This is a genomic window from Phaeobacter sp. CC-HEC084 (genome assembly GCF_059429255.1).
The window spans coordinates 76834-103694 of sequence record NZ_JCAIJQ010000002.1; the positions used below are offsets into that span (position 1 = coordinate 76834).

26 protein-coding genes and 1 tRNA gene are annotated in these 26861 nt (G+C 62.4%); 10 read left to right on the forward strand and 17 right to left on the reverse strand.

What is annotated here, in order from left to right:
• Positions 1-44 precede the first annotated feature (44 nt).
• From AC5SSZ_RS00775 to AC5SSZ_RS00790, 4 genes are all read right to left on the reverse strand, one after another.
• The gene (locus AC5SSZ_RS00775) at positions 45-932 is read right to left on the reverse strand and encodes a dimethyl sulfoxide reductase anchor subunit family protein (RefSeq protein WP_495436209.1); all 888 of its coding nucleotides are present in this window, start codon (positions 930-932) and stop codon (positions 45-47) included.
• Positions 932-1714 (reverse strand): 4Fe-4S dicluster domain-containing protein, encoded by a 783-nt coding sequence (locus AC5SSZ_RS00780; protein ID WP_274840169.1) that lies wholly within the window; start codon positions 1712-1714, stop codon positions 932-934. Before AC5SSZ_RS00780 ends, AC5SSZ_RS00775 begins: the two co-directional genes overlap by 1 nt.
• Positions 1711-4545, reverse strand: a complete 2835-nt coding sequence (locus AC5SSZ_RS00785; protein WP_495436212.1) for a molybdopterin oxidoreductase family protein — start codon at positions 4543-4545, stop codon at positions 1711-1713. Before AC5SSZ_RS00785 ends, AC5SSZ_RS00780 begins: the two co-directional genes overlap by 4 nt.
• 118 nt (positions 4546-4663) lie before the next feature.
• Entirely contained in the window at positions 4664-5797 is a 1134-nt protein-coding gene (locus AC5SSZ_RS00790) for a citrate/2-methylcitrate synthase (RefSeq protein WP_495436214.1), read from the reverse strand.
• 33 nt (positions 5798-5830) lie between these two features.
• Between AC5SSZ_RS00790 and AC5SSZ_RS00795 the strand changes: the two genes are divergently transcribed.
• Positions 5831-6682 (forward strand): phosphate acyltransferase, encoded by an 852-nt coding sequence (locus AC5SSZ_RS00795; RefSeq protein WP_274866803.1) that lies wholly within the window; start codon positions 5831-5833, stop codon positions 6680-6682.
• A 19-nt stretch (positions 6683-6701) separates the two neighbouring features.
• Here AC5SSZ_RS00795 and AC5SSZ_RS00800 read toward each other — a convergent pair whose 3' ends face one another.
• The 4 genes from AC5SSZ_RS00800 to pdxR all read right to left on the reverse strand — a co-directional run bounded on the left by AC5SSZ_RS00800 (position 6702) and on the right by pdxR (position 12039).
• The gene (locus AC5SSZ_RS00800; protein WP_495436217.1) at positions 6702-7853 is read right to left on the reverse strand and encodes an acetate/propionate family kinase; all 1152 of its coding nucleotides are present in this window, start codon (positions 7851-7853) and stop codon (positions 6702-6704) included.
• Positions 7853-8608 (reverse strand): TSUP family transporter, encoded by a 756-nt coding sequence (locus AC5SSZ_RS00805; protein WP_495436219.1) that lies wholly within the window; start codon positions 8606-8608, stop codon positions 7853-7855. The genes AC5SSZ_RS00800 and AC5SSZ_RS00805 overlap by 1 nt, the downstream gene beginning before the upstream one ends.
• A gap of 5 nt (positions 8609-8613) precedes the next feature.
• The gene (gene xsc, locus AC5SSZ_RS00810; protein ID WP_495436223.1) at positions 8614-10392 is read right to left on the reverse strand and encodes a sulfoacetaldehyde acetyltransferase; all 1779 of its coding nucleotides are present in this window, start codon (positions 10390-10392) and stop codon (positions 8614-8616) included.
• A 186-nt stretch (positions 10393-10578) separates the two neighbouring features.
• Positions 10579-12039 carry a MocR-like pyridoxine biosynthesis transcription factor PdxR gene (gene pdxR / locus AC5SSZ_RS00815; protein ID WP_495436225.1) on the reverse strand — a complete coding sequence of 487 codons (1461 nt, stop codon included), beginning with the start codon at positions 12037-12039 and terminating at the stop codon, positions 10579-10581.
• Positions 12040-12163: 124 nt separating this feature from the next.
• On the opposite strand from pdxR, the gene AC5SSZ_RS00820 reads away from it, so the two are divergent.
• The gene (locus AC5SSZ_RS00820) at positions 12164-12475 is read left to right on the forward strand and encodes an ArsR/SmtB family transcription factor (RefSeq protein ID WP_274832649.1); all 312 of its coding nucleotides are present in this window, start codon (positions 12164-12166) and stop codon (positions 12473-12475) included.
• A complete protein-coding gene (locus AC5SSZ_RS00825) occupies positions 12468-13499 on the forward strand; it encodes a permease (RefSeq protein WP_495436227.1) in 1032 nt (343 codons plus the stop codon). The genes AC5SSZ_RS00820 and AC5SSZ_RS00825 overlap by 8 nt, the downstream gene beginning before the upstream one ends.
• 224 nt (positions 13500-13723) lie before the next feature.
• Here AC5SSZ_RS00825 and AC5SSZ_RS00830 read toward each other — a convergent pair whose 3' ends face one another.
• Together AC5SSZ_RS00830 and AC5SSZ_RS00835 are read right to left on the reverse strand one after the other, a co-directional pair.
• The gene (locus tag AC5SSZ_RS00830; RefSeq protein WP_495436229.1) at positions 13724-14317 is read right to left on the reverse strand and encodes a GNAT family N-acetyltransferase; all 594 of its coding nucleotides are present in this window, start codon (positions 14315-14317) and stop codon (positions 13724-13726) included.
• A 101-nt stretch (positions 14318-14418) separates the two neighbouring features.
• Positions 14419-15816, reverse strand: a complete 1398-nt coding sequence (locus AC5SSZ_RS00835) for an aminotransferase family protein (RefSeq protein ID WP_495436231.1) — start codon at positions 15814-15816, stop codon at positions 14419-14421.
• Between the two features lie 427 nt (positions 15817-16243).
• Between AC5SSZ_RS00835 and AC5SSZ_RS00840 the strand changes: the two genes are divergently transcribed.
• The 3 genes from AC5SSZ_RS00840 (at position 16244) to AC5SSZ_RS00850 (ending at position 18774) form a co-directional block, all read left to right on the forward strand.
• A complete protein-coding gene (locus AC5SSZ_RS00840) occupies positions 16244-17020 on the forward strand; it encodes a beta-keto acid cleavage family enzyme (protein WP_495436234.1) in 777 nt (258 codons plus the stop codon).
• A 2-nt stretch (positions 17021-17022) separates the two neighbouring features.
• Positions 17023-18351 (forward strand): aspartate aminotransferase family protein, encoded by a 1329-nt coding sequence (locus tag AC5SSZ_RS00845; RefSeq protein WP_495436237.1) that lies wholly within the window; start codon positions 17023-17025, stop codon positions 18349-18351.
• 78 nt (positions 18352-18429) lie between these two features.
• Positions 18430-18774, forward strand: a complete 345-nt coding sequence (locus AC5SSZ_RS00850; protein WP_133245363.1) for a hypothetical protein — start codon at positions 18430-18432, stop codon at positions 18772-18774.
• An 89-nt stretch (positions 18775-18863) separates the two neighbouring features.
• Here the strand turns inward: AC5SSZ_RS00850 and AC5SSZ_RS00855 are convergent.
• Both AC5SSZ_RS00855 and AC5SSZ_RS00860 read right to left on the reverse strand, forming a co-directional pair.
• Positions 18864-18939: transfer RNA gene (locus AC5SSZ_RS00855), tRNA-Ala, on the reverse strand.
• A gap of 195 nt (positions 18940-19134) precedes the next feature.
• A complete protein-coding gene (locus tag AC5SSZ_RS00860; protein WP_065271339.1) occupies positions 19135-19461 on the reverse strand; it encodes a TIGR02300 family protein in 327 nt (108 codons plus the stop codon).
• A 99-nt stretch (positions 19462-19560) separates the two neighbouring features.
• On the opposite strand from AC5SSZ_RS00860, the gene AC5SSZ_RS00865 reads away from it, so the two are divergent.
• Positions 19561-20247 (forward strand): M48 family metallopeptidase, encoded by a 687-nt coding sequence (locus AC5SSZ_RS00865; protein ID WP_495436240.1) that lies wholly within the window; start codon positions 19561-19563, stop codon positions 20245-20247.
• A 72-nt stretch (positions 20248-20319) separates the two neighbouring features.
• A complete protein-coding gene (locus tag AC5SSZ_RS00870) occupies positions 20320-20973 on the forward strand; it encodes a GntR family transcriptional regulator (RefSeq protein ID WP_274829754.1) in 654 nt (217 codons plus the stop codon).
• 133 nt (positions 20974-21106) lie between these two features.
• Here the strand turns inward: AC5SSZ_RS00870 and AC5SSZ_RS00875 are convergent, their stop codons facing one another.
• Together AC5SSZ_RS00875 and AC5SSZ_RS00880 are read right to left on the reverse strand one after the other, a co-directional pair.
• Positions 21107-22069, reverse strand: coding sequence for an acetyl-CoA carboxylase carboxyltransferase subunit alpha (locus AC5SSZ_RS00875; RefSeq protein WP_274829753.1), 963 nt, complete (start codon positions 22067-22069; stop codon positions 21107-21109).
• A 126-nt stretch (positions 22070-22195) separates the two neighbouring features.
• Entirely contained in the window at positions 22196-22792 is a 597-nt protein-coding gene (locus AC5SSZ_RS00880; protein WP_065271335.1) for a LysE family translocator, read from the reverse strand.
• 72 nt (positions 22793-22864) lie between these two features.
• Here AC5SSZ_RS00880 and AC5SSZ_RS00885 point away from each other — a divergent pair, with 72 nt between their 5' ends.
• Positions 22865-23317 carry an Lrp/AsnC family transcriptional regulator gene (locus tag AC5SSZ_RS00885; protein WP_065271334.1) on the forward strand — a complete coding sequence of 151 codons (453 nt, stop codon included), beginning with the start codon at positions 22865-22867 and terminating at the stop codon, positions 23315-23317.
• Here the strand turns inward: AC5SSZ_RS00885 and AC5SSZ_RS00890 are convergent.
• The 3 genes from AC5SSZ_RS00890 to AC5SSZ_RS00900 all read right to left on the reverse strand — a co-directional run bounded on the left by AC5SSZ_RS00890 (position 23314) and on the right by AC5SSZ_RS00900 (position 25547).
• Positions 23314-23919, reverse strand: a complete 606-nt coding sequence (locus tag AC5SSZ_RS00890) for a hypothetical protein (RefSeq protein ID WP_495436244.1) — start codon at positions 23917-23919, stop codon at positions 23314-23316. The two genes, AC5SSZ_RS00885 and AC5SSZ_RS00890, sit on opposite strands and share 4 nt — an antisense overlap.
• Before the next feature lie 79 nt (positions 23920-23998).
• Complete coding sequence (locus AC5SSZ_RS00895) at positions 23999-24418, reverse strand: Spy/CpxP family protein refolding chaperone (protein ID WP_495436246.1); 420 nt, start codon at positions 24416-24418, stop codon at positions 23999-24001.
• A gap of 169 nt (positions 24419-24587) precedes the next feature.
• Positions 24588-25547, reverse strand: coding sequence for an L-malyl-CoA/beta-methylmalyl-CoA lyase (locus AC5SSZ_RS00900; RefSeq protein ID WP_065271331.1), 960 nt, complete (start codon positions 25545-25547; stop codon positions 24588-24590).
• Positions 25548-25852: 305 nt separating this feature from the next.
• On the opposite strand from AC5SSZ_RS00900, the gene dgcN reads away from it, so the two are divergent.
• Positions 25853-26854, forward strand: coding sequence for an N-acetyltransferase DgcN (gene dgcN / locus AC5SSZ_RS00905; protein ID WP_274839897.1), 1002 nt, complete (start codon positions 25853-25855; stop codon positions 26852-26854).
• Positions 26855-26861 lie beyond the last annotated feature (7 nt).

The window sequence follows — 26861 nt, forward strand, 5'->3', positions numbered from 1 at the left end:
GCTCCTTTCGGGGCCGCCTTTTTCGTTGTTCAAATCAGATACGTTCAGCGTTTGCCGTAGTAGAGGCCGACGACATGTTCAGCCTCAGCAAAGAACAGCCAGCGCAGGCAGGCAATCCCTGCGATATGCAGCAGCACCGCGACGCCTGCCATCAGGTGTTTCATCATCACGCTGTCAAACGGCATCACCATCAGGGCAATCGGCAGCGCGAACCCCAGGCCAAAGCCGATGACGCGCAGTTTTAGCGCGTGTTTGCGGCCCACTACATAGACGAACTCGCGCAGCAGGTAGTTGCTGCCCGTGTGCGGCGGCTCGAAGGCGCGCACGCTGCCGCGATTCCCCAGCCCCGTGGCAGTGCAAATGTCGGTGCCGGAGTGCGCCAGTGCCTTGTCTGTCTTGGCCCAATAGATCAGCTGGATCGCCCCGGCGAGCGCCAGAAGCCACGGTGCAAGGCTCTCGCGACCGGCCAGTAGAGCGCCACCCGCGACTGCGAAGCTGAGAAAGACCAGTGGCGTCAGCGGGCTGTGCCAGCGCGGGATCGTCTTTAGTTGGGTATAGATCATCGCGGTGGTGAAAACGGTGCCGATGCTGAGCGCAGCGCCCAGAAGGCCGAGGAAGCGCCAGTCAGCGTCAAGGAAGACAGCCCCGGCCGCATAAAGCCCCATGACCAGCAGCGCGGCGACGGCAGTGCAGCCTTCGCGGCTGAGCCAGCTTGTGCGCCACTGGCTGAAGGCCTTCCAGGCGCGTTCGGGATGGCCGAGGTGAAAGGTCGAGGCCAGAAGCCCGCCCAAGGCCAGCGCATAGGCGATGAGATAGAAGACAAAGGCGACCCAGCCGGTGACGGCGGGCATCCCAAGCCCGAGAAAGGCCAGTAGGCCAAAGCCGAGGCCGGACAGGGTGGTGAAGATGATGACGGAAGGGGCCGGATGCATCAGCGATCTCCTCCGGGCAGTTTATCAAGCGCCTTGTCGAGCCAGCCAAGGAAACCGCTGGGTTCCTCCGCGACCGGTGCCAGAAGCGGCGCCAGCACGTCGATCTGATCCTCGATCCGGTCCTTGGGGCGGGGCGGCAGGTATTTGTTCACAGGCTTGGTGCCCATTTCCGGCATCAGGTCCATGCCGCCGCGCGCTGCGACCAGTTGCGAGACTTCGCTATCGGGATCGCCAAGATCGCCGAAATGCCGCGCGCCCGCCGGGCAGGTGCGCACGCAGGACGGAACGCGATCCTCTTCGGGCAGGTTGTCGTTATAGATCCGGTCCACGCAAAGAGTGCATTTCTTCATCACCCCCTCAGCCAGATCCAGCTCACGAGCGCCATAGGGGCAGGACCAGGCGCAGAGGCCGCAGCCGATGCAGTCGCTTTCGTTGACCAGCACGATGCCATCCTCGACCCGTTTGTAGCTGGCGCCGGTGGGGCAGACGGTGACGCAGGGTGCGTCTTCGCAATGCAGGCAGGATTTCGGGAAATGCACCAGCTGGGCAGCGGGGGCGGGCTGGGCGCCTGTGGACTGTGGCTGCACCTCATAGGAATGTACCCGGTTGAGGAAGGTGCCCGAGGGATCGGCGCCATAGGGATCCTGATCCGACAGCGGCGCGCCGTAGTTTTCGGTGTTCCAGCCTTTGCAGGAGATCACGCAGGCATGGCAGCCGACGCAGGTATCAAGGTCGATCACCAGCCCCATCTTGCGATTTGTCTGTGTGGGAAGCTCGGTCATTTGCCTACCTTCCATGTCAGTGTGTCCGGACCGGTGCCCACCGGAGATGCAATCGGATCAAGTGCGGGCTGGCTTTCCGCGATGTCGTCTGGCGGGGCGGCCTTTTCGATCTTCACCTTCAGATCGAACCAGGCAGCCTGTCCGGTGATCGGATCCGAGTTTGCCCAGCGAAGACCATCGCCCTTGGGGGGCAAGAGCTCGTGGATCAGGTGATTGAGCAGGAAGCCCTTGGTGGCCTCGGGCGCGGAGTCGTCCAGCGCCCAGGCGCCCTTGCGCTTGCCAATGGCGTTCCAGGTCCAGACGGTGTTTTCATTGAGCGCAGCCATCTCCATCACCGGCACGGTGATCTCTCCATGCGGAGAGGTGACCCGCGCCCAGTCGCCATCCGACAGGCCGTTCTCACGCATCAGTTTCGTCGGCACGTAAAGGGGATTACGCCCGTGCAACTGCCGCAGCCACGCGTTCTGGCTGCCCCAGGAATGATACATCGCCATGGGCCGCTGGGTGAGGGCGTTGACGGTAAAGCCTTCATTGCCCTGCTGGTCCGATTCATACCAGATCGGCAGCGGATCCATGGTGGCCTTGATCCGCTTGCGCAGATGGTCGGGGGGCTGTCGCTCCCCATATCCTTCGGCGGCGAGTTGGAATTTCCGCATCGGTTCCACATAAAGCTGGAACAGGTAGGGTTCGGGCTTGTCATAAAGGCCCATGCCCACGGCCCAGTCCTGATAGGCGCTGTTCCAGGGTTTGTAGTAGAGCGCCGCATCGGGGATGTGGCTGACATGAAAGCCGCCGTTCTCGATATAGCGGTCGAGTTGTTCAGGGTTCACAGCACCACGCCCGGACTGGGTTCCATCGCCGCGCCAGCCTGCCAGCGGGCCGATGCCGGGCTTGCGTTCGTGGTTGACGATATAGTCGGCGTAATCCTGATACTTGGCGCTGCCGTCCTCATTGGTGAAGCCCGGTAGTTTCATCCGGTTCGCCAGTTGCACCAGCGCGGTCTGGAACCCGCGCACGTCCCGGTCCGGCTCCACCACCGGCCAGCGGATGGCATCGGCGGCGGCATCCGCCTCGCAGATCGGGCGATCCAGCAGCGAGATACAATCGTGCCGCTCCAGATAGGTGGTGTCAGGCAGGATCAGGTCGGCATAGGCCACCATTTCCGATGAATAGGCGTCCGAGTAGATGATGCGCGGAATGACATACTCGCCGTCCTCGTCCGTGTCGGTCAGCATCTCGATCACCCCGCGGGTGTTCATCGAGGAGTTCCACGACATATTCGCCATATACATGAACAGTGTGTCGATCTTGTATGGATCGCCTGCATGGGCGTTGGAGATCACCATATGCATGAGGCCATGGGCGCTCATCGGGTTTTCCCAGGTGAAAGCCTTGTCGATGCGGGCCGGGCTGCCGTCTTTGCAGAGGGCCAAGTCATCGGGGCCGTGCACAAACCCCAAGTGTGGGCCGTCCAGCGCGCAATCGGGTTTGACGCCGCAGTGCGGTTTGGGATGCGCGGTCGCGGGCTTGGGGTAGGGCGGTTTAAAGCGGAAGCCGCCGGGAACCTCGACCGTGCCCAGAAGGATCTGTAGGACGTGCAGCGCGCGGCAGGTCTGGAACCCGTTGGCATGGGCAGACACCCCGCGCATGGAGTGGAAGGACACTGGGCGCCCCACCATCGTCTTGTGAGTCTCGCCACGGAAATCGGTCCACTCCTGATGAAGCTCGAACGCCTCGTCAAAGGCGACGCGGGCGATTTCGGCGGCAATGGCGCGGATGCGACTGGCGGGGATACCGCATTGCTCGGCCACGGTTTCAGGGGCGTAGTCATCAGACAGATACCGTTCTGCCATCAGGTGGAACACCGGCCTGTGGGTGACACCGGCATGGCGATAGGTGGCATGCAGGTCCGGGCGCACGCCTGGCTGGTCAAAGGGCGTCAGCTTGCCGGTATTGCGGTCGATCACCAACTCCTTGCCAGTCTCATCGCGCAGGAACAGGCCCTGTTCAGGTCCGTCGCTGGCGTTTACCAGCACCGGCGCATTGGTGTAGCGGCTGAGGTAATCTAGATCGATCTTACCGGCCTTCAGCAGCACGTGCACCATGGAGAGGATGAACAGCCCGTCGGTGCCCGGCGTGATGCCGACCCAGTCATCCGCCACCGCGTTATAGCCGGTGCGGATCGGGTTGACGCCGATCACCCGCGCGCCGCGCGCCTTGATCCGGCCGATACCCATCTTGATTGGGTTACTGTCATGATCTTCGGCCACGCCGAACAGCATGAACAGCTTGGTATGATCCCAGTCGGGTTGACCGAATTCCCAGAAGGCACCGCCCATGGTGTAGATGCCAGCCGTCGCCATATTGACCGAGCAGAAGCCGCCGTGCGCGGCATAGTTAGGAGTGCCGAAATTCTGCGCCCAGAAACTGGTGAAGCTCTGCGACTGATCGCGGCCGGTGAAAAACGCCAGCTTTTCTGGTGCATTCTTGCGCAGCGGCTCCATCCAGGAGGCCGCCAGATCCAGCGCTTCGTCCCAGGCGATTTCCTCGAACTGTCCTGACCCGCGCGGGCCGACTCGTTTCAGCGGCGCACGCAGCCGCGAGGGCGCGTTGTGCTGCATAATGCCAGCGCTGCCCTTGGCGCAAAGGACACCCTTGTTCACCGGGTGGTCGCGGTTGCCCTCGATATAGGCCACCTGTTTCTTGCCATCGCTGCCGGTCTTCATATGAACGTTGATGCCGCAGCGGCAGGCGCACATGTAGCAGGTGGTCTGGCGGATCTCCTCGGAAACCGGGGGCGAGGTGTCGATCTGAGGCTGGTTGAAACCCATGGGTCATCCCTGTTCGTCGCGTCGGGGCAGGCTAGGTCGGATCAGTCTGCTGCGCGAGAGTTTTCTGTTTTTCCCGGCTCTTCCGGGAATCTGTTCTTTGAAATCGTATTGGTGGGGATCAGCGATCTGCAATCGGCACATAACCGCGCGGTTCCGGCCCGTTGTACAGCGTCAGCGGTCGGATAAGGATATTGCCGCGCTGCTGCTCGACACACTGGATCACCCAGCCGGGCATGCGCCCAATGGCGAAGATCGGCACATAGAGGTCCATCGGGATGCCGTGCAGCTGGTAGATCACACCGGAATAGAAATCGACATTCACGTTAAGGCCGTGGCGCGCATAGGGCGACATCGCCTCGACCACGGCCTGCAGGATTTCGTACCATTCGGGGGCGCCCATCTCCTCGCCCAGCTTGCGGACACCTTCGCGCATGTGGCGGGCGCGGGGGTCTTCCTTGCGGTAGACCCGGTGGCCAAAGCCGGTGACGGCCTCCTTGGCGGCGCGTTTGGCCTTCACGTAGGCGGCGGCCTTGTCCGGGGTGCCGATCTCGTGGACCATTTTCATCACGTCTTCTGCGGCGCCGCCATGGGCCGGACCTGCGAGGGTCGACAGCGCCGTGACGATGGCGCCATGAAGATTAGCCTCGGTACCCACTGTGACGCGGGCAGCAAAGCTGGAGGCGTTGGAGCCGTGTTCGGCGTGCAGAATGAAATCCACATCCGCCAGGCGCGCGGCATCCGCGCTGGGTTTTTCTTCCTTCAGCATCCACAGCCAGTTGGCTGCATGGCCAAGGGTCATGTCGGGCGCCACGGGATCGCGGCCGTTGCGGATTGCTTCATGCGCGGCGATGATCATCGGCACCTGGCTGGTCAGACGCACGCCATTGGCGAGGAAGGCCTCCTCGCCGACCTGCTGGCTGGCAGGCTCTAACGCTGCAAGGGCCGACACACAGGTGCGCAGCACATCCATCGGGTGGCCGTCCTTGCAGGCGCGGATGATTGCGTGGATCTCATCCGGCAGCACCCGCGCCGCTTTCAGATCGGCATCGAAATCCGCCAGTTGCCCTGCGGTTGGCAGCTCGCCGTAGATCAGCAGGTAACAGACCTCTTCAAAGGTGGAATGGGTAGCCAGATCGTGGATGGAATAGCCGCGATAGCTCAGCTCGCCCTTGGCCCCATCAATGTCCGAAACGCCGGAGCGTTCGAAGTAGACGCCTTTCAGGCCGCGGTTGATCTTGACGTTTTCGCTCATTGCTGGCTCCTTCGTGGGGTAAGGGAGAATGATATGACTGTTCTGGAAAATGCATTTGAGGCGGCAAAGGCACGGCGGGCGCGGGTGGTTTTCCCGGAAATGGAAGACGCACGGGTGGCAGAGGCCACGCAGCGTCTGCGCGCCGACGGCCTGTGCGACCCCTTGCCGCTGGCGGAGCCGTCCGAGGCCCATGTGGAGGCCTTGGTTACCGCGCGCGGTCTGAAAGAGGCGATCGCAAAACGCATGGTTTCCAAACCCTTGTACCGCGCTGCCGCGATGGTTGCGCTGGGCGAGGCAGATGCGATGGTCGCAGGCGCGGATGTTCCCACCCGCCGGGTGATCGAGGCCGCCAGCATCGGTATCGGGCTGGCCGACGGGGTGTCCTTGCCCTCGTCGTTCTTCCTGATGGTGTTTCCGGGTGGGCGCGAACTGGTCTTTGCTGACTGCGCGGTAAATGTGGCACCCGATGCGGCGCAACTTGCCGATATCGCACGCGCTTCGGCGGCCTCCGCCAAGGCTCTGCTGGGCACGGCGCGGGTGGCGATGCTGTCCTTTTCCACCGGCACATCGGGTGACGGCGACAGCGTGGCGCGGGTGCGCGAAGCAGCCGAGCTTGCGGGCTTTGCTGGGCCGGTGCAGGCGGATGCGGCGCTGAACGGTGCCATTGCCGCCAAGAAGGGGATCGAGGCTCTGGATGCCAATGTGCTGATCTTTCCCAGCTTGGATGCGGGCAATATCGGGTACAAGCTGTGCCAAGAACTGGCAGGCGCGCAGGCGCTGGGGCCGTTCCTGCAGGGCTTTGCCCACCCGGTCTGCGATCTTAGCCGTGGCGCCAGCGTTGACGACATCGTCGCGGCAACGGTGCTGACCGCCGCGCAGGTCTGAGGGATATGCTGGGCGCAGCTCATGTCGCCTCCGGCATCAGGGTAAGGGCGTCCATGGCGATCTGGCGCTCTTCATCGGCTGGGATCACCCAGATCTTCACCGCTGAAGACTGGCAATGCAGCGCCATCTGGCGGGCCTCATTGGCATCGGGGTCCATGCGCACACCAATCCATTCAAGGCTCCGCAGAACTCGCGCGCGGATGGCGGTGGCGTTCTCTCCGATACCGCCGGTGAATGCGATGGCGTCGAGCCCTTCGAGCGCGGCAATCAGGCTGCCCGCATGACGAAGGGTCCAGTAGCAGAAGTGATCGATGGCAAAGGCGCTGTCGGCGCTGGGGTCTAGCATCAGCTTGCGCATGTCGGATTTGCCACCCGATAGGCCCAGAAGCCCGCTTTCGTGATTGAGGATCGCCTTGGTGCGTTCCAGCCCGTTGTCTTCCACGAGGCGCAGAACTGCGTTGGCATCGATGCCGCCCGACCGGGTACCCATGGTCAGCCCGTCCAGCGGTGAATAGCCCATGGTGGTGGCGATGGATTGCCCGCCCCGGATAGCACAAAGCGAGGCGCCATTGCCCAGATGAAAGGCCAGCAGCCGGGCGGGTAGTTTATCACCAGAGAGGTCCGGCAGGCGCCGCACCAGTGCCGCGTAGGACAGCCCATGGAAGCCATAGCGGCGGATGCCCTCCGTTTCGATCATCCGCGGGATGGCATAGCGTGTCGCCACATCGGGATTGGTGGCGTGAAACGAAGTGTCGAAACTGGCGAACTGCGGCAGGTCCGGGGCGAGTTCCCCCATGGTGTCGATGGCGGCCAGGCTGTGCGGATTATGCAGCGGCGCCAGCGGGGTGCAATCGGCGATCTCGGCGCGGACCTCGGGCGTGATGCGGGTGGGGGCGGTCAGGTTGCGTCCGCCATGCACCACCCGGTGGCCTATCGCCGTCAAGCTGCCTGCCGTGATGCCGCGATCCGCCAGCGCGTTCAGGATGCCCGAAAGCGCGGCCTTATGGTCGATAAAGGGGATTTCGGTCTCGGCGCCGTCCACGATCAGCCGCGAGGCGCCGCCGATCCCGTCGGCAAGACCCTGCACCTGCTCTTCGAACGCGCTGTCGAAGACAGCGAATTTGATGGAAGAGGATCCGGCATTGAGGATCAGAACCCGTGCATCGGCCATCAGAGCACCCGCACGATGTTCAGCACCGAAAGAACGGTCAGCAACAGCACGATACCACGGCGGAAATTCTTCTGGTCGGCGCTGGCAAAGCGCTGGCTGCCGGTCCAGATCCCGGCGCCAAGGATGGGAAAGGCAAGCAGCACCCCGTAAAGCGTGTCGACCCCGGTCAGCCCGTTTGCCGCCATCACCGGCAGGGCCATCATGTCGATACCGGTCAGAAACACGATCATGGTGGCGCGGAATACGGCCGGGGGGATGGGCTGGGCTGTCAGAAACGCGGCAGCGGGCAGGCCGCCGACACCGGCGCTGTTGGCAATTCCGGCCACAAGACCGACGCCGAGGTTGCCTTTGCCCCCGATGGGGCGGCGCAGCTGCCAGCCGCTGAGCAGGACAAGGCTCAGCATCAGCACAAGGCCCGATATGGCAAGCCGGGCGTGATCTTCGCCCAGGCGGGACATGATGGCGATGGCGGGAACCGTGGCAATGGCGGCCCCGCCCAGCAGCAACAGTGCCCGCTGCCAGTCGATATGAGGCCGGATGCCGCGCGCCTGAAAGGCGGTCATCGTGATTTCACAAGCAAAGACCACCGGGATTAGCGGCAGTGGGTTGGTCACCAGCGCTGCCAGAATGATAAAGATCGCCGAGAAGCCAAATCCCGAATAGCCACGGATAAAGGCCGCCACAAACAATGCGGCGGCCAGATAGGCGCCCTTACCTCCATTCAGATCAAATGGCAGATCAAAGGGCAGCATCATTGCGTTCAGCCGACCTGCTGCGGACGCATGTCGTCGGCAGAGATGCCAGCGACCTCGACCGGGTTCTTCATGGCGTCGCGGCGGAACGGTTCACCCAGTTCCTGGTTGATCATCGCCTCGATGAGGGTGGTGATGCCGTTCTTCTGGTCCTCGACCGCCTGTGCCAACGCAGCGGTCAGCTCTTCCATGGTGCGGGCGACGACGCCTTTCAGGCCGCAGGCATTGGCGATCCCGGCATAAGAGACCTGCTGATCCAGCTCGGTGCCGACAAAGTTGTCATCGAACCACAGGGTCGAGTTCCGTTTCTCTGCGCCCCACTGGTAGTTGCGGAATACCACCTGAGTGACAGCGGGCCATTCATCGCGGCCAATCGCGGTCAGTTCGTTCACGGCGATGCCAAAGGCACCGTCGCCGGAGAAGCCGACAACCGGCACGTCCGGGCAGCCGATCTTGGCGCCGACCACGGCAGGCAGACCGTATCCGCAGGGACCGAACAGTCCCGGCGCCAGATATTTGCGGCCCTCGTCAAAGGACGGATATGCGTTGCCGATGGCGCAGTTGTTGCCGATGTCGGAAGAGATGATCGCCTCGCGGGGCAGCGCCGACTGGATCGCGCGCCAGGCCATGCGAGGGCTCATCCAATCCGGTTTGTCGGCGCGGGCGCGTTCATTCCAGGTGGTGCCGGGATCGTCATCCTCGTGATCCATCGAGCTGAGCTGCTGCGCCCAGCGGGACTTGGCTTCGGCGATCCGCGCCTTGCGATCCGCGCGCCCTTCGTCGCCAGCGCTGTCGCTCAACTGGTTTAGGATCGTCGTTGCCACCTTGGCCGCATCGCCAACGATGCCGACCGTGACCGGTTTGGTCAGGCCGATGCGGTCCGGGTTGATGTCGACCTGAATGATCTTGGCTTCGGTGGGCCAATATTCCATCCCATAGCCGGGCAGGGTCGAGAAGGGGTTGAGACGGGTGCCAAGGCAGAGCACCACATCGGCGTCCTTTATCAGTTCCATACCGGCCTTGGAGCCGTTGTAGCCAAGCGGACCTGCGAACAGCGGATGCGATCCGGGGAAGGCGTCATTGTGCTGGTAGCCAACGCAAACGGGGGCATCCAGACGTTCGGCCAGCGCCTTGGAGGCGGCGATGCCACCCTTGGACAGCACCACACCGGCACCGTTCAGGATCACCGGGTTCTTGGCGTTCGACAGCAGCTCAGCCGCCTGCGTTAGTGCGGTTTCGCCCCCGGTGGGGCGTTCGAATTCGACGATGGCGGGCAGAGCAACGTCGATGACCTGGGTCCACATATCGCGCGGGATGTTCAGCTGCGCCGGGGCCGAGGCGCGTTTGGCCTGCATGATCACCCGGTTCAGAACTTCCGCCACGCGGGAGGGATCGCGCACCTCTTCCTGATAGGCGACCATGTCTTCGAACAGTTTCATCTGCTCGACTTCCTGGAAACCGCCCTGACCGATGGTCTTGTTCGCCGCCTGCGGGGTGACCAGCAGCAGCGGAGTGTGGTTCCAGTATGCGGTTTTGACGGCAGTGACAAAGTTGGTGATGCCCGGGCCGTTCTGGGCGATCATCATCGACATCTTGCCGGTGGCGCGGGTGTAGCCATCGGCCATCATGCCGGCGCTGCCTTCATGCGCGCAGTCCCAGAAGGTGATGCCTGCCTTGGGAAACAGGTCCGAAATCGGCATCATCGCCGAGCCGATAATCCCGAAAGCATGCTCAACCCCATGCATTTGCAGGGTTTTGACAAAGGCTTCCTCGGTGGTCATTTTCATGGTGTGTTCTCCTGGTGAGACGCTGACAGGGCCGGACAGGCGCCGGGCGTTATATCCGGTTTAGGCTGTCGGAGGGGGAGGGGTTAGGGCCAGATACCTATCCGGATTAGAGCCAGATATTGCGCGGTCGCAGTGGAAGCATCAAGGCCAGCAGACGCGCACCCCTGCACCTATGTCAGGGTGACTTCAGGATTGCTTCAGCGCATCGGCCAGCAGCGCCAGCCCGGGTTCGATGCGGCTTGCCGGGATCGAGGAATAGCCCAGCCGGTAATAGTTCTGCTTGCGGTGTTGCGGTGCAAAGAAGGGCGCGCCGGGTTCGATAATGACGCTCTTTTCCTTCAGCCGCTCGGCAGCGGCGGCAGTATCGACACCTTCAGGTGACCGCATCCAGAGAGATGAGCCGCCGTAGACGCCGACACCCGAGACCGAAAGTCCGTGTGCGGCTATGGCCTCTTCGATCACAAGGCGGCGGTTGTGCAGCTCCTTGGCGGTGCGGCGGATCTGGGAATCGTAGTGCCCGAGGGAAAGGAAATAGGCAACGGTGCGCTGAATGTGCCCGGGCGGGTGGCGCAGCACGCTGGCGCGCAGGGCGCGGGCCTGACGGATGAAGCTTTCGGAGCCCACCAGATAGCCAAGCCGCAGCCCCGGAAACAGCGATTTGGAAAAGCTGCCGGCATAGACCACGCGCCCGTCGGTATCCAGGGATTTGAGCGCCGGGGAGGGGGCGCCGAGGAAGGACATCTCGAACTCGTAGTCGTCCTCGACAATCACCGCGTCGATCTCGCGGGCGCGCTCCAGCAGTTGCTTGCGCCGTGCCATGGGCATGGTGGCGGTGGTCGGGCTTTGGTGGCTCGGGGTGCAGAAGATCACGTCGGTGTCTTCCGCGATCTGCTCCGGCGGTAGGCCGTAGGCATCCACCGGAATGCAATCCATCTGGCAGCGCACATGGGTGAGCTGATCGCGCAGGGTGTAATAGGTCGGATCCTCGATCGCCGCCTTGCGCCCCCGGTTCAGCAAAAGCTGGATCACCAGCCACAGGGCATTCTGCGCCCCGAGGGTGATCAGGATCTGCTCGGGGCGGGCGGTGACACCACGGCGTGGCAGGGTGTGGCGGGCGATATATTCGATCAGCAGGGGATCATCCTGATCGAAATAGTCGTTGGTCAGCGCGGCAAAGTCTTTCTGCCCCAGCGCCCGCAGCGCGCAAAGCCGCCAGTTGGCATGATCAAACAGCGAGGCATCGGCCTGACCATAGATGAAAGGATAGCGGTAGTTGCGCCAGTCGCGCGGTTTGCGGGGCGTATCGCCACCGGTAAAGGTGCGGGCAATGGCCTGCGACCAGTCTACCGCGTCATCAGAGCGTTGCGGCGGCGTGTAACTGGGCGGCACCGGCGCGTTTTCCGAGACGTAATACCCAGACCGCCCGCGCGACGTCAGATAGTCATTGGCCAGAAGTTCCGTATAGGCCAGCGTCACGGTGATGCGGCTGATGCCAAGGTGGCTGGCCAGTTTGCGCGAGGATGGCAGCTTCTCTCCGACCCGGAAACGGCCCGACAGAACGCCTTCGGCGATCATCTCCTGGATCTGCGCCTGAAGCGTGCCCTGCGCATCCGGGTTGAGAAAGAATGTGTCGACGGAAATTGCCATTCCGGGACAGTAGGCTGGCCTTAGGGGGAGCGCAATCTGGACTTACCGTCCCGGATGATTTTTTGAGCTTGATTTTGAATGTAGAATCGAAATAACTAGTTTTATGGTTTTATTGGAGCATGTCATGCAGTGGGAAGAAGCAGCAGGTGGTTTTGCGGCCATGGGGTCAGAGGCGCGTCTGAAGGTCCTGCGCTGTCTGGTCCGGGCAGGGCGCGATGGATTGCGGGTTCAGGACATTCAGACCCGCACGGGCATCGCGCCCTCGACGCTGGCGCATCATTTGAAATTTCTTTCGGGCGCCGGTGTCGTGGTGCAGGAGAAGGTGGGACGCGCGACGATTAGCCGGGCCGATTTCGACCGGCTGCGGGCGCTGGCGGACTTCATTCTCTGTGAATGCTGCTCGGATCAAATGCAGGAGGCTGCAAACGATGGCTGATCTCACTCAAAATCTCGGGGCCTCGCAGGCGCTGCTGCGCTGGCTCAAAACGCCCTGGGCCGTGATCGTGGCGCTGCTGGTTTCTGTTGCGGTGCTGGATATGGGAAATTTCCAGACCATTGTGATCTTTGCGCTGAATGCGCTGGCCCATACCGGTCGTTACATCCTGTTTGCTGTGCTGCTACTGGCGTATCTGAAGGCAACCGGCGCCGAAGCTCTGGTGGCGCGGGCCTTTGAGGGGCGCGAGGTGCGGATGATCTTTCTTGCGGCGGTGTTTGGCGGACTGGCGCCCTTCTGTTCCTGCGAGGTCATTCCCTTTATCGCCGGGCTGCTGGCTTTGGGCGCGCCGTTGTCGGCTGTCATGGCCTTCTGGCTGTCCTCGCCGCTGATCGATCCACCGACGTTGCTGATCACTGCTGGGGCGCTGGGCTGGCCCTTTGCCATCGGCAAGGCGGTTGCTGCCGTGGCGCTGGGGTTGTTCGGGGGCTTCGCGATCAAGGCGCTGATGGGCCATGGTGTCTTTGCAAACCCGCTGAAGCAGGTGCAGAAAACCAGCTGTTGCGGCTGCGGTGCGCCAAAGGCCGATGCAAAGCCGGTCTGGGCCTTCTGGTCCGAACCTGAGCGTCGGCAACGGTTCCGCAGCGAATTTGTCGCCAACGGTCTGTTCCTGCTGAAGTGGCTGGCGCTGGCCTATGTGCTGGAGGCGCTGCTGGTGTCCTATGTCCCGGCGGATGTCATTGCGGGTCTGGTCGGCGGTGAAGGCGTGGTGCCGATTGCCGTGGCCGCGCTGGTGGGTATGCCGGCCTACCTAAACTCCTACGTGGCGCCGCCGCTGCTGGCGGGACTGATAGAGCAGGGGATGAGCGCTGGGGCGGCGATGGCCTTTATGATTGCCGGTGCGGTGAGTTCGATCCCGGCCATGGCTGCGGTCTGGTCGCTGGTGAAGCCGCAGGTCTTTGCCGCCTATCTGGGGCTGGGGGTCAGCGGTGCAATCCTGTCCGGCATTCTGTTTCAGATGCTGTGAGGGGGCGCGGGAGGGGCGCTCCCGCCCGGATCGCGGCAATCGAAGATTGCCCCTCTCCCGTTGGGCCAGGCGCCGCGCTGACGCGCGGCGCTTTTTCGTGCTGAGATGGCCCTTACGGGGCAGGTCTGCCCCGTAAGGGCCGTTTCCGAGTGTCTTAAGATTTGCGCGTCAAGGACAAGCCGCCTGACGGCGGGGCCTTGCGGCCTCCTTGACCCGCGGGGGGATCACCTTTGGGTCATGAATTCCAGGTTTGCGCGGACCGCGGGCCAATCGGCGGCGGTTATGGAGTAGACTGCGGTATCACGCAGGCTGCCGTCAGGCATGATCATATGCGCCCGCAGGGTACCGTCCAGCTGCGCGCCGAGTTGTTCGATGGCGGCGCGGCTTTGCCGGTTCAGGCGGTGAGTGCGGAATTCCACCGCGATGGCATCGCGGTCTTCGAATGCGTGGCGCAGCATCATGAGCTTGCAGGCGGTGTTGATCCCGGTGCGCTGTACCGATTTGCGGTACCAGGTGGAGCCAATTTCGACGCGACGGTTGCCGTGATCGATGTTCATATAGGTTGTCATGCCCACGGCGCGGCCCTGTGGGTCGAGGATGGCGAAGGGCACCATGGATCCAGCCTCCTGAAGCGCGAGGCGGCGGTCGATCTCTGCCGGGACCCGGTCCGGTGTGGGGACCGTAGTGTACCAGAGCCGGTGCAGGGCGCCATCGTCCGCAGCCTCTGCCAGATCCGGGGCGTGATCCTGTGTGAGCGGTGCCAGTGTCACCTTGTCCGAGGTCAGGGTGGATGCTGTCATCCAGAGAGGGCCGGGCATGGCGGGCTTCCTTGTGCTGTGTCGCCCTGCCAGAAAAGAGGAAAGGCGGCCCGGTGCAAAAGGGCCGCCTTTCAAAAATCTAAGTAGCCCAATTGGCCTGATCAGCCAAAGACCTTGGTCAGGGCCACGTCCACCGCATCGGTGATGGCGTCGATGTCCTCGGCCGTTGCGATCAGCGCCGGGCTGAAGCAGAGGGTGTTGTTCTTGCCGGGGATCGAACGGTTGGTGACGCCGATGATAACGCCCTGGGCGCCGACCTCGGCCACGACGGCTTGCGCCTGTTTCTCGTCCACCGGTTCCTTGCTCTCGCGGTCGGTGACCAGTTCGGCGCCGAGGAACAGACCCTTACCGCGCACATCGCCGATCACCGGGTGCTTTTCCTGCAGCCCCTTGAGGTTGTTCATCATCCGCTCGCCCATGGCGGTGCAGTTGTCGAGCAGGCCCTCGTCTTCGATGATCTGCATGTTGGCCAGCGCGGCAGCGGGACCAGCGGTGCAGCCGCCGAAGGTGGAGATGTCACGGAAATAGTTCATCGGATCGTCCGCGTCGTCCTTGAACATCTCGAAGATTTCTTCGGTGGTGACCATGCAGGCAATCGCAGCATAGCCCGAGGCGACGCCTTTGGCCATGGTGACGAAATCGGGCTGGATGCCGTAGTGCTGGTAGCCGAACCAGGTGCCGGTACGACCGATCCCGCAAACCACCTCGTCGATGTGCAGCAGGATGTCGTATTTCTTGCAGATCTCCTGCACCCGCGGCCAATAGCCTTCGGGGGCCTCGATCACGCCGCCGCCGGCAGTCACCGGTTCCAAGCAGAGGGCGCCAACGGTGTCGGGGCCTTCGCGCAGGATAACCTCTTCGATCAGGTTGGCGGCCGCGATGCCGAATTCCTCGCCCGACAGATGCTCAAGACCCAGCTCGTGCTTGCGGTATTCCATGCAGTGGGGCACGCGCACGAAACCGGGGGCAAAGGGGCCGTATTGGGCGTTGCGCTCATCCTGGCCGCCCGCCGACATCGCCGCCAGGGTGGAGCCGTGGTAATCGCGGTCGCGGTAGAGAATCTTGTGCTTCTTACCGCCGTATTTCTTGTGCGCGATCTGGCGCACCATCTTGAAGGCTTTCTCGTTCGCCTCGGAGCCGGAGTTGTTGTAGTAGACGCGGCTCATGCCGGGCATCTTCTCGATCAGCTTTTCGGCAAAGAGCGAGCCGGGAATAGAACCTGCGGACTGCGCGAAATAGCAGAGCTTCATCAACTGGTCATAGACCGCTTTGCAGATTTCCTCACGGCCATAGCCGACGTTCACCGTCCAGACCCCACCGGAGACCGCGTCCAGCCATTCCTTGCCGTTCTGGTCCCAGATCCGCATGCCTTTGCCTTCGACGATGATCCGGGGATCGCTGGTCTCAAAAGGTTTGTGCTGGATCAGGTGGTGCCAGACATGCGCCTTGTCGGCGTCAATCACCCGGCTGAGGTCGTTTTCGTTGAACGTGCCGTCCATGACATGTCCTTCCCTAAATAGTGGTGTTCTGGTCCGGCGCGCATAAGGGCAAGCCGGACTTTCCTGAGTTTGACGAAACGCCAAATCTGCCGCTTGCACTAGGTCCAGATGGTGATGAGCTTTGTGGCCAGTGCAGCGGGTTTTCTGCGCCGCCCGCATCAGGCCCCTGTTTTCAAGGGCAGAACTTACGTTCTTTGCCTTGGGTGCGGCGCTATGCTCCAGCGGTTTTCCGCATGTGGCCCGCCAGGTTGCCCGAAAACCGGGCGTGGCCGTGTTCCGGGGCGGGTGATCCAGGGATAAACGCGGGTTTTCCAGTATATCGCGATCCGGTGCAGATCAAAAGAACGTGTGTTCTTTCGTGTGCTAATTGAGAGCGTGCATTTTTCCCATCATGGTCGGGCGCAGCATTGGCCAGCGGAGAATGGGCGTGGCGGAGTTCACAGTGATGGTTGCCCCGAGTGGGGCACGGCGTGGCAAGCGGGATCATTTGAACCTGCCGGTGACACCTGAGGAAATCGCGCAGACGGCCGCGGACTGTTATGTGGCCGGAGCAGGGGCGCTGCACCTGCATGTGCGGGATGAGGAGGGCCGACATTCGCTGGACGTCGGGCGCTATCGCACGGCGATGGAAGCGGTGCAGGAGGCGGCGCCCGGCATGAAGGTGCAGATCACCACCGAAAGCGCGGGTCTCTTCTCTCCCAAGGACCAGTTACATTGCCTGATGCAGCTGCGCCCGGCGGCGGCCTCGGTCTCGGTCCGGGAAATGGCGCGGGATCTGGCAGTAGCCGCGCGGGCCTATGCATTTAGTGCTGAGGTCGGAACGCGGGTTCAGCACATCCTGTATGGGTCGTCCTGTATCGCGCAGCTGAAGGAATGGTACGGCGATGGCACGGTGCCGCCCTCGATGCGCGATGCGATCTTTGTCCTCGGAAGCTACGCACCGCCGGTGCTGGGGCAGCCGGAGGATATGGCCGGGTTTCTGTCGGCGGCAGCGGATCTGAGACTCAACTGGACCGCCTGCGCCTTTGGCCGCAACGAACGGGCCTGCCTGCTGGCGGCGATTGCTGCCGGAGGGGATGCGCGAATCGGATTTGAGAATAATATTGAAACGCCGGAGGGCGAGATGCTGCAGGACAATGCAGCCTCGGTAGCGGCGCTGGTCAGGGCCGCACAGGATGCCGGTCACAGCCTCAAGGAGGGCTGAAAATGTCTCATGTATTTCCCCGTCATACCAAGGCGAACCTGCCCACTGCCGTGGGGGGCGATGGCTGTTATCTGATTGATTCGACAGGAAAGCGGTATTTCGACGGATCGGGCGGCGCGGCGGTGTCCTGCCTTGGCCATTCCGATGCGGCAGTCATCGCAGCGGTGCAGCAGCAGGTGGGACAGCTGGCCTTTGCCCATACCGGGTTCATGACCTCGGAACCGGCCGAGGCGCTCGCCGATCTGCTGATAGCCAATGCGCCGGGCGATCTTGACCGGGTCTATTTTGTCTCTGGCGGATCCGAGGCGACCGAGGCGGCGATCAAGCTGGCACGACAGTATTTCCTAGAAAAGGGGGAGCCGGAGCGGCGGCACCTGATTGCCCGGCGGCAAAGCTATCACGGCAATACGCTGGGGGCGCTGGCGGCGGGGGGCAATGCCTGGCGGCGGCAGCAATTCGATCCGCTGCTGATCGGCGTGTCGCATATCGCGCCTTGTTATGAATACGTGGACCGGGCCGAGGGCGAGAGCAGTTTTGACTATGGCCAGCGCGCCGCGGATGAACTGGAGGCGGAGATCCTGCGTCTTGGCCCCGAAACCGTGATGGCATTCATGGCCGAGCCGGTAGTGGGTGCCACATCCGGGGCGGTACCTGCGGTCGAAGGCTATTTCAAACGCATCCGCGAGATCTGCGACAAATATGGCGTGCTTCTGATCCTGGATGAGGTCATGTGCGGCATGGGGCGCACCGGTCATCTGTTTGCCTGTGACGCCGACGGTGTCGCGCCCGACATCCTGTGTATCGCAAAGGGGTTGGGCGCCGGTTATCAGCCGATCGGGGCAATGCTGTGCTCCCGCCAGATCTACGAGTCCATCGAAGGCGGCAGCGGCTTTTTCCAACACGGGCATACCTATATCGGCCATCCGGTGGCCACAGCGGCCGGGCTGGCGGTGGTGAGCCAGATGCTGGAGCGGGATCTGGTGGCCCGCTGCGCGGCGATGGGCGATCGCCTGCAATCTGCCCTGCAGGAGCGGTTCGGCCAGCATCCCAATGTCGGCGACATTCGCGGGCGTGGTCTGTTCCGGGGCATCGAGCTGGTCCGTGACCGCGACAGCAAGACGCCCTTTGACCCGTCACTTGGGCTGGCGGGGAAGATCAAGAAGGCCGCTTTTGAAGCCGGGCTGATCTGCTATCCGATGTCGGGCACCCGCGATGGCCGCAACGGCGATCACATCCTTCTGGCGCCGCCCTTTATCATTTCGGGGGATCAGATCACCGAGGTGGTCGACAAGCTGGACGTGGCGATAACACAGTCCCTGCCTCAAGGCTGACAGGGGTCATTGTCTTGAAACGGACGATGGCCTTAGACTTGTCTCGTGCCCATTAACGAGCAGGGGAGGGCCATCGTCATGATCATCGCCATCGTCAGAATTCCGCTGGAAGGACCGAAACGGGATGCGGATCTGGTTGCCCGCCAATCCGTTGAAGCGACAAAGATTTTCCACGACGTCAAGGGTTTGAGGCGTAAGTATTTCCTCAACAGCGACGCAGGTGGTGGCGGAATTTACGAGTTCGATACCCGTGCGGATGCCGAAGCCTGGTTCAATGAAGGATGGGCGGACTGGATGGAGGGGCGCTTTGGTGTGCGCCCGACGCTGGAGATCTACGACAATCCTGTCGTGCTCGACAATGAGCAGGATGAGGTGCGGGTGAACGGTGACCGGATTGAACCGCCTTGGATTGACGCAGGCTGAGCATCCCTGATTTGCCCATAGGTCGAAAGCGGGAGGCTCGCAAAATACATGCCTAGAAGGCTGAACAGTTTACGATGTCTGGGGGTGAATGGTGGAGCCTAGGGGAGTCGAACCCCTGACCTCTTGCATGCCATGCAAGCGCTCTCCCAACTGAGCTAAGGCCCCATTCACATCCGGCTTGGCTGTTACCTCATCCGGTGTGAGTGGTCGTTTAAGGGACGATGGAGCAGGCTGCAAGTGCAAAATGCACCATCATTCAGAGTTTTTTTGTGGCCCATCCGGGCCCGGGTGAAACGGGGCCGAAACCGCCCCGGTCAATCCGCCATTTGGCGGCATCCGGGCCCATACGCGGGCCTTGGATCAGGACTCGTCGTCCTCGGATGCGACGTCGGCAATCTCGTCGAGCGAGACGTTGTCGTCATCGTCATCATCGTCCAGAACGTCATCGCCCAGATCCAGATCGACGTCTTCGTCATCTTCCAGAACTGCGTCGTCCCCGTCCATGTTCTCTTTGGCCTTCATCGACGCAGCGTCTTCCGAGTCGGCTTCGATCATGCGGCTCTTGCCGGTGTCGAGGGCAACGACCTCGCCCGTGTAGGGGCTGACGATCGGGTCCTTGTTCAGGTCATAAAAGCGTTTTCCGGTGGTTGGGCAAACGCGCTTTACACCCCATTCTTCCTTGGGCATGTGGATCCCCTTGATTTACTGGTGAGTCGTATCGACGATTCAGGTGCCTTGCCATATGGGGATGGTACTGTCAAAGCCTTTGCCTGCAAGGGAGAGCCGATGAGCGCCCATCATCTGCCGGGGGACCCTCCGGTGCCACTGCTTCTGCGTCGCTCCGCGCGTGCGCGTCGGATCAGCCTGCGGATTTCCGCGCTGGACGGTCGGGTCACGCTGACATTGCCCAAGTCTCTGCCTGAACGCGCGGCCCTGGAATTTGCCGCCGAGAAGGAAGATTGGATCCGCGGGCATTTGGCGCGTCATCCCGGACAGGTCGCGGTGACATTTGGAACGGTGCTGCCGGTGGCTGGGCGCGACTTGCGGGTCGTGCGCGGGCAGGCGCGGGGCGTGCGGGTCGCCGGGGATGAGATCGCGGTCTCTGGTGACCGGCCGGCCCGGTCGCTGGAACGCTACCTTCGGGAATTGGCCCGGGATCGGCTGGCCGCGGCGTCGGATGCCTATTCGGCGCAGCTGGGCCGTCCGTTTCACAAGCTGGTTCTGCGCGACACGCGCTCGCGCTGGGGGTCCTGTTCCTCGGCCGGGGCGCTGATGTTTTCTTGGCGTCTGATCCTCGCCCCGCCAGAGGTCCTGCGTTATGTGGCTGCGCATGAGGTGGCGCATTTGCAGGAAATGAACCACTCGGCAGATTTCTGGGCCGTGGTTCAGGACCTTTTCGGCGATCATGAGGCGCCGCGCAGATGGTTGAGGGAGAATGGCAGCCAGTTGCACCGCTACCGGTTCACGGACTGACCAAGGTGGTGCCATCAAGGATGTGCGCGCGTGGCGCATTGACCTTGGTTTCATTTGTGATCACAACAGGCCATGACCTTGTCTACCCGCTCCACATCCGACGGGCTGTCGTCAGCCCATGATCGCGTCTACCGGGCGCTGCGCACGCGTATCATGCACGGAGAGATCGCGCCGGGCGAGGCGCTGACCCTGCGCGGGATTGGACGTGAGTTCGATGTTTCCATGACCCCGGCCCGGGAATCGGTGCGCCGCCTGGTGGCCGAGGGGGCCTTGTTCCTGTCCTCCTCGGGGCGGGTGTCGACACCCGAGCTGAGCAACGAACGGATCGAGGAGCTTGCAGCGCTGCGGTCGCTGCTGGAGGTGGAATTGTCGAGCCGGGCGCTGCCGCGGGCCCACATGGCGCTGATCGACAGGCTGCAGGCGATCAATGTCACCGTGGCCGAAATGGTGTCGAAACGCGATGCGGTGGGATACATCCGCGCCAATCTGGAATTTCACCGCACGCTGTACCTGCGGGCGCAGGCGCCTGCGATGCTGGCGATGGCGGAAACGGTTTGGTTGCAACTGGGGCCGACCATGCGGGCGCTTTATGGCCGTCTTCGCCGGACCGAACCGCCGCATAATCACAAGCTGATCATCGCGGCATTGAAGGCGGGGGATGAGCCGGGATTGCGGCTGGCGGTGCGGTCGGATGTGACGCAGGGTCTGCGCCTGCTGGCGGGCTAGGGCGCCGGAAAACCAATCCAGGTGTGATTGTGAATGGTGGGGAGGGGCGCTCCCGCCCGGCCTTGGTGTTTCTGCGAAACCCTGCGGCCCGTTGGGCCGGGCGCCGCTGTTGCGGCGCCGCGGTCAGGTCACATCAGGCCGCGAGGCCCTTGGAGCCGATATCGAGGAATTTCTGGCGGCGGTCCTTGATCAGGGCAGCGCCGTCCTTGTCCTTCAGCTCATCCAGCATCGCTGAGATTGCTGCGCCGACCGAGGCAATGGTGCCGGAGGCATCCCGATGGGCACCGCCCAGCGGTTCGGCGATGATCCGGTCGATGACGGCCAGTTCCAGAAGGTTCTGCGCGGTCAGGCGCAGCGCCTCGGCGGCTTCGCGCATCTTCTCGGCATCCTTCCACAGGATTGAGGCGCAGCCTTCGGGGCTGATCACCGAATAAACCGCATGTTCCAGCATGGCGACCCGGTTGGCGGTGGCAAAGGCGACGGCGCCGCCGGATCCACCTTCACCGATGATGACCGACACTACCGGTACGCCGATCTGCAGGCTCATTTCGGTGGAGCGGGCGATGGCTTCGGACTGGCCGCGTTCCTCGGCGCCTTTGCCGGGGTAGGCGCCGGTGGTGTCCACCAGCGTAATGACCGGCAGGCCGAAGCGCCCGGCCATCTCCATCAGGCGCACGGCCTTGCGGTAGCCTTCGGGGCGGGCCATGCCAAAGTTATGCGCGATGCGGGTCTTGGTATCGGCGCCCTTTTCGTGGCCGATCACCATCACCGGCTGATCGTTGAAACGAGCAAGACCGCCCATGACCGCCAGATCATCGGCAAAGTTCCGGTCGCCGGCCAGCGGCGTGTATTCGGTGAAAAGCGCATCGATATAGTCGCGGCAATGCGGACGCTCGGGATGGCGCGCGACCTGACATTTGCGCCAGGGCGTCAGGTCCTTGTAGAGATCCTTCAGCAGCTGTTCGGCCTTGGCATCCAGCGCGGCGGCCTCATCGGCCACGTCCATCTCTTCGTTGGTGCGGGCCAGGGCGCGCAGTTCTTCTGCTTTGCCTTCGATCTCGGCCAGCGGTTTTTCAAATTCCAGATACTGGGTCATGTCGCCTCACTGAGCGCCTTACGGTGCGCGGTTTGTGCGATATATGGCCTTGTCGGGCGCCGGATGCAACTCGCCACACGCATCTGTCTTGTCCCCGGTGGCTCGCGGCGGCGCAGGCCGGTGGCGTTACGCGGGCCAGATCACCGGGTAAAGCGATGCGACCAGCAGCGCCGCCATAGCCCAGTTGAACAGCATCAGGCGGCGTGGATTGGTCAGCACCCGCGCCATTTGCTGCCCCAGCAGGGTCCAGGAGCTGACCGAGGGCAGGTTGACCGCCCCAAACAGCGCCGCCACCAGAAGGATCGCCCAAAGGGTCTGATCCGGGGCATAAACGCTGATCGCGGTCAGGGCCATCGCCCAGGCCTTTGGGTTGACCCATTGAAAGGCGGCGGCCTGCAGGAAGGTCATCGGGTTGCCCTTGCCTTCGCCGGTTTCTGCAGGTCCTGCGTTGGCGATCTTCCAAGCCAGATACAGAAGATAGGCCACAGAGGCGACCTTCAGCACGGTATAGCTGACTGGGAAGGCTTCGAAGATCCCAACCAGACCGGCGCCGACCAGAACGACCATGAAGACGAACCCCAACGCCACCCCCAGCATATGCGGGATGGTGCGGCGAAAGCCGAAATTTGCGCCTGAGGCCATCAGCATCAGGTTGTTCGGTCCCGGCGTGATCGACGAGACAAAGGCGAAGAGCGCAAGCGCGAGGAGAAGATCGTATGTCATGGCGAGAATTTGGCGCGTCAATGCCCGAATGAAATTGCGTTTTTGTGCGTCAGCTGCGAAAAATTGCAACCAATGGCTAAAAATGATCGCATAAATCAGCAGATATTGCAGGAACTGTCCCGCGACGGGCGGATCAGCAACCTGGAGCTGGCTGAGCGTGTGGGCCTGTCGCCCTCGGCTTGTTTGCGCCGGGTGCAGGATCTGGAGCGCGCCGGAGTCATCACCGGCTACAAGGCCGTGCTGAACCGCGAGGCGATGGGGGTGGGCTTTGTCACCTATATCGGTGTCGGCCTGGGCGAACACACGAAGGAGGCGCAAGAGGCGTTTGAGCGCGCCATGCAGGCCGCGCCCGAAGTGGTGGAATGCCACAATATCACCGGCACCATCGAATATCTGCTGCGGGTCGAATGCGCGGATCTGCCCAGCTACAAACGGTTTCACACCGATATTCTGGGCACCTCGCCCTATGTCACGGGGATCACAACCTATGTGGTCATGGGGTCGCCCAAGGATATGCGCGCCTAACCCTGTCCCAGAAGGGCGGTCATGGCGGTCTCGGGCGAGGTCAGCACCGGTACATCGCTGTCGATCAGCGCGGCTGCGCCAGCCATTGAGGCTTGCGCGAGAACCACGCAAGCGGTGCCAGGCGTAAGTGTGAGGCTTGTACTCACCCAGGTGGCGACTTGTTTGTGAAACTCTTCGGTGTCGCCGTTGGTGAAATGGTGCCAAAGGCCGGTCAGAGGCAGGGTGCGGATGTCGGGCGCGCGGCCCTGTTTCGCAAAGGCGCGTTCCAGCAGGGCGGTGGAGGGAAGGCGGGTGCTGTCCAGACAATAGACCAGCATCACCGGGCCACCGGTGCCCGCGGCCTGTTGCATCATCGGCCAGTCAATTCGCGTGGCGCCTGCTTCTTCAGCCACTGCGCCGATGGTGGTGCAGGTGCACAAGGCAGGTCCCTTCGCCGCGTGGATCGCTTCGGCAATTTCCTGGCGGAGGTCGTCATCGACGCCGGTCTGGGCCCGTTCAAGCCAGTCGGTGCGCACCACATGCGTCAGGTTCGCCTCGGGTGCCAGGGCATCGAATGTCGCCACATGCACATCTGCGGTGTGGAAGAGTGTCAGATCTGTCATGTCGGCCCCGCGTTTCTGTCAATTTGTCGCCGAATAGGGCGCCAAAGGCAACGGGGCCGCCTCAGAGATTGATCTCGGGCTATTGTTTCTTCGCCATGGCCACGACCTGCGCGAACTGCTCCGGGGTCAGAACCGTGCGCCAGTGGTCCGCGCAGTTGGAGCGCATGGTCACCAGCTTGACCTCATACTCCCCGACCTTGGCTGCAAGGCTGGCGCGCTCCTCTGCCGGGGCACCGTCCAGAATGGCGGTGCGCAGGGCGGCGCGGGCTGCGATTGCCTCGGCTTCCAGAGCCTTGCGTTTGGGCGGGCTGGTCGCCAGCCAGTTCTGCAGATCAGCGCGTTGCTCTGCCGTCAGGCCAAGCGCGGAGGCATTCTGTTTGATCAGCGGCGTCAGGCGCACGATGGGCGCCGAGAGCTCGCTCCGGTTCTTGCCCTGCTGGGCGGGGAGGGCGGTCGCAGTTGCCAGAAGAAGAGCTGCGGAAAGAAGGGCTTTTTTCATGTCGTCACCAGTGGTTGCCGATTCTGTCGGTTTCGTTATGCGGCAACATTCCAGCACTGGAGGGTTCTTGAGTTGATATGTATCAAAAAAATTGAATGTGTTTGGCGAATGCGGAATAAAAATGGGGCGCCCGGATTCCGGACGCCCCATGGTCAGCTGCGTTCAAAGGTCAGCCTTTTGCGATCAGCTCTGACTGTGCGACGATCACTTCGGCCTGTTTAATCGAAGCGATGTCGACCAGGCGTCCCTTGTATACTGTGGCGCCTTCGCCGTTGGCCTTGGCCTGTTCCATGGCGGCCAGGATCTCTCGCGCTTCGGCGACGGCTTCTTCCGAGGGGGTGAAGACCTCGTTTGCCAGGGCGATCTGTTTCGGATGGATGGCCCATTTGCCGACCATGCCCAGCGTGGCCGAGCGTTTGGCCTGTGCGATATAGCCGTCGTCATCCGAGAAATCACCGAAGGGACCATCGACCGGAAGAACGCCATGGGTGCGGCAAGCGGCGACGATGGCGGTCTGGGCCCAGTGCCACGGATCGGAATAGTGCCGCGTGTCGCCATGCAGCATGTAGTAGTTTTCCTGAGTGCCACCGATGCCGGTGGTCTGCATGCCCATGGAGGCGGCGAAGTCGGCGGCGCCAAGGCTCATCGCCTGCAGGCGCGGAGAGGAGGCGGCGATCTCTTCCACATGTGCGATGCCCGCAGCGGATTCGATGATCACCTCAAAGGAAATCGGTTTGGTACGGCCCTTGGCGTTCTCGATGGCGGTGACCAGCGCATCGACGGCATAGACATCGGCGGCGCAGCCGACCTTGGGGATCATGATCTGGTCCAGACGGTCGCCGGCCTGTTCCAGCAGATCGACCACGTCGCGGTACCAATAGGGCGTGTCCAGACCGTTGATGCGGACCGACATGTATTTGTTGCCCCAGTCCACGGTGTTCAGCGCCTCGATGACATTGGCGCGGGCAATGTCCTTGTCGGTGGGAGCAACGGAATCTTCCAGATCCAGATTGATCACATCCGCAGCCGAGGCGGCCATCTTGGCAAAGAGTTTGGTGTTGGAGCCGGGGCCGAACAACTGGCAGCGGTTGGGACGGGCCGGGGCGGCGGGCTGGATGCGGAAGCTCATGAGGGCGCTCCTTGCTGGGAAAGGAAATTACGATTTGACTGGTCATTGTGGTATGAAATTGCGCAACCCCATGCAAGAGGGACTTTGCAGGCGCAGCATCAACTATGCTGCAATCGCAATGAATTCCCGTGTTGCCGCATAATAGTGAGCGAGTAATGCGCCATTGTCGGAATTTTCTTCGATGAAAATGTATTTTTGTAGAAGAAACTTCGATCATGTCTTTCCTGCAAATGCAAAAATGGGACCGCTTCGCAAGGCGGCTCGATTATCGTTCGTGGTGAATCACGTTTAACGGAGGCCCCGAGATGATCGAGACACCCTATCTGCTGTTCCTGGGCGATGCGCCCGATATGCTTGCGGCAAAGGTTGCCATCGGCATCCGCGACTGGCGCCCGGACCACGCGGTCGGGCAGATCTCTCTGCCGGGCTGCGGCGCCGATCTGGGACTGACCGAAATGTCGCTCGAAGAGGCCAAGGCCGCCGGTGCAAAGACGCTGGTGATTGGTGTCGCCAACCGCGGCGGGATCATCTCCCCCGCCTGGAAGGAAGTGCTGATCAAGGCGCTTGAAATGGGTTATGACATCGCGTCCGGCCTGCACAACCTGCTGCGCGACGAAGGCGATCTGGTCGCTGCTGCCCAAACTCACGGCGGCACACTGCATGACGTGCGTGTGCCTTCGGTCGGCTACCCGATTGCAAATGGCGTGAAGCGCAAAGGCAAGCGCTGTCTTGCCGTTGGCACCGACTGCTCGGTGGGCAAGATGTACACTGCGTTGGCGATGGACGCCGAGATGCAAAAACGCGGTATGAAATCCACCTTCCGCGCCACCGGCCAGACCGGCATTCTGATCACTGGCCACGGTGTGCCGCTGGACGCTGTGATTGCCGACTTCATGGCGGGTTCCATCGAATATCTGACCCCGGACAATGATGAAGACCACTGGGACATGATCGAAGGGCAGGGTTCCTTGTTCCACATTTCCTATTCCGGTGTGACCATGGCGCTGGTGCATGGCGGTCAGCCCGATGCGCTGATCCTGTGCCACGAACCGACCCGTGAACATATGCGCGGTCTGCCGGGCTATTCCCTGCCCAGCCTCGAAGAGCTGCGCGACACCGCGCTGCCGCTGGCGCGCAAGGGCAACCCGGATTGTCAGGTTGTCGGTATCTCGGTGAACACTCAGCACCTGAACGAGGAAGAGGCGGTTGCCTACCTTGAGGAAGTGGAAAAGCGCATGGGGCTCCCCGCGGTGGATCCTTACCGCCATGGCGCCGACCGCTTGGTAGACGCGCTCGCCGCAATCTGATTGTTAT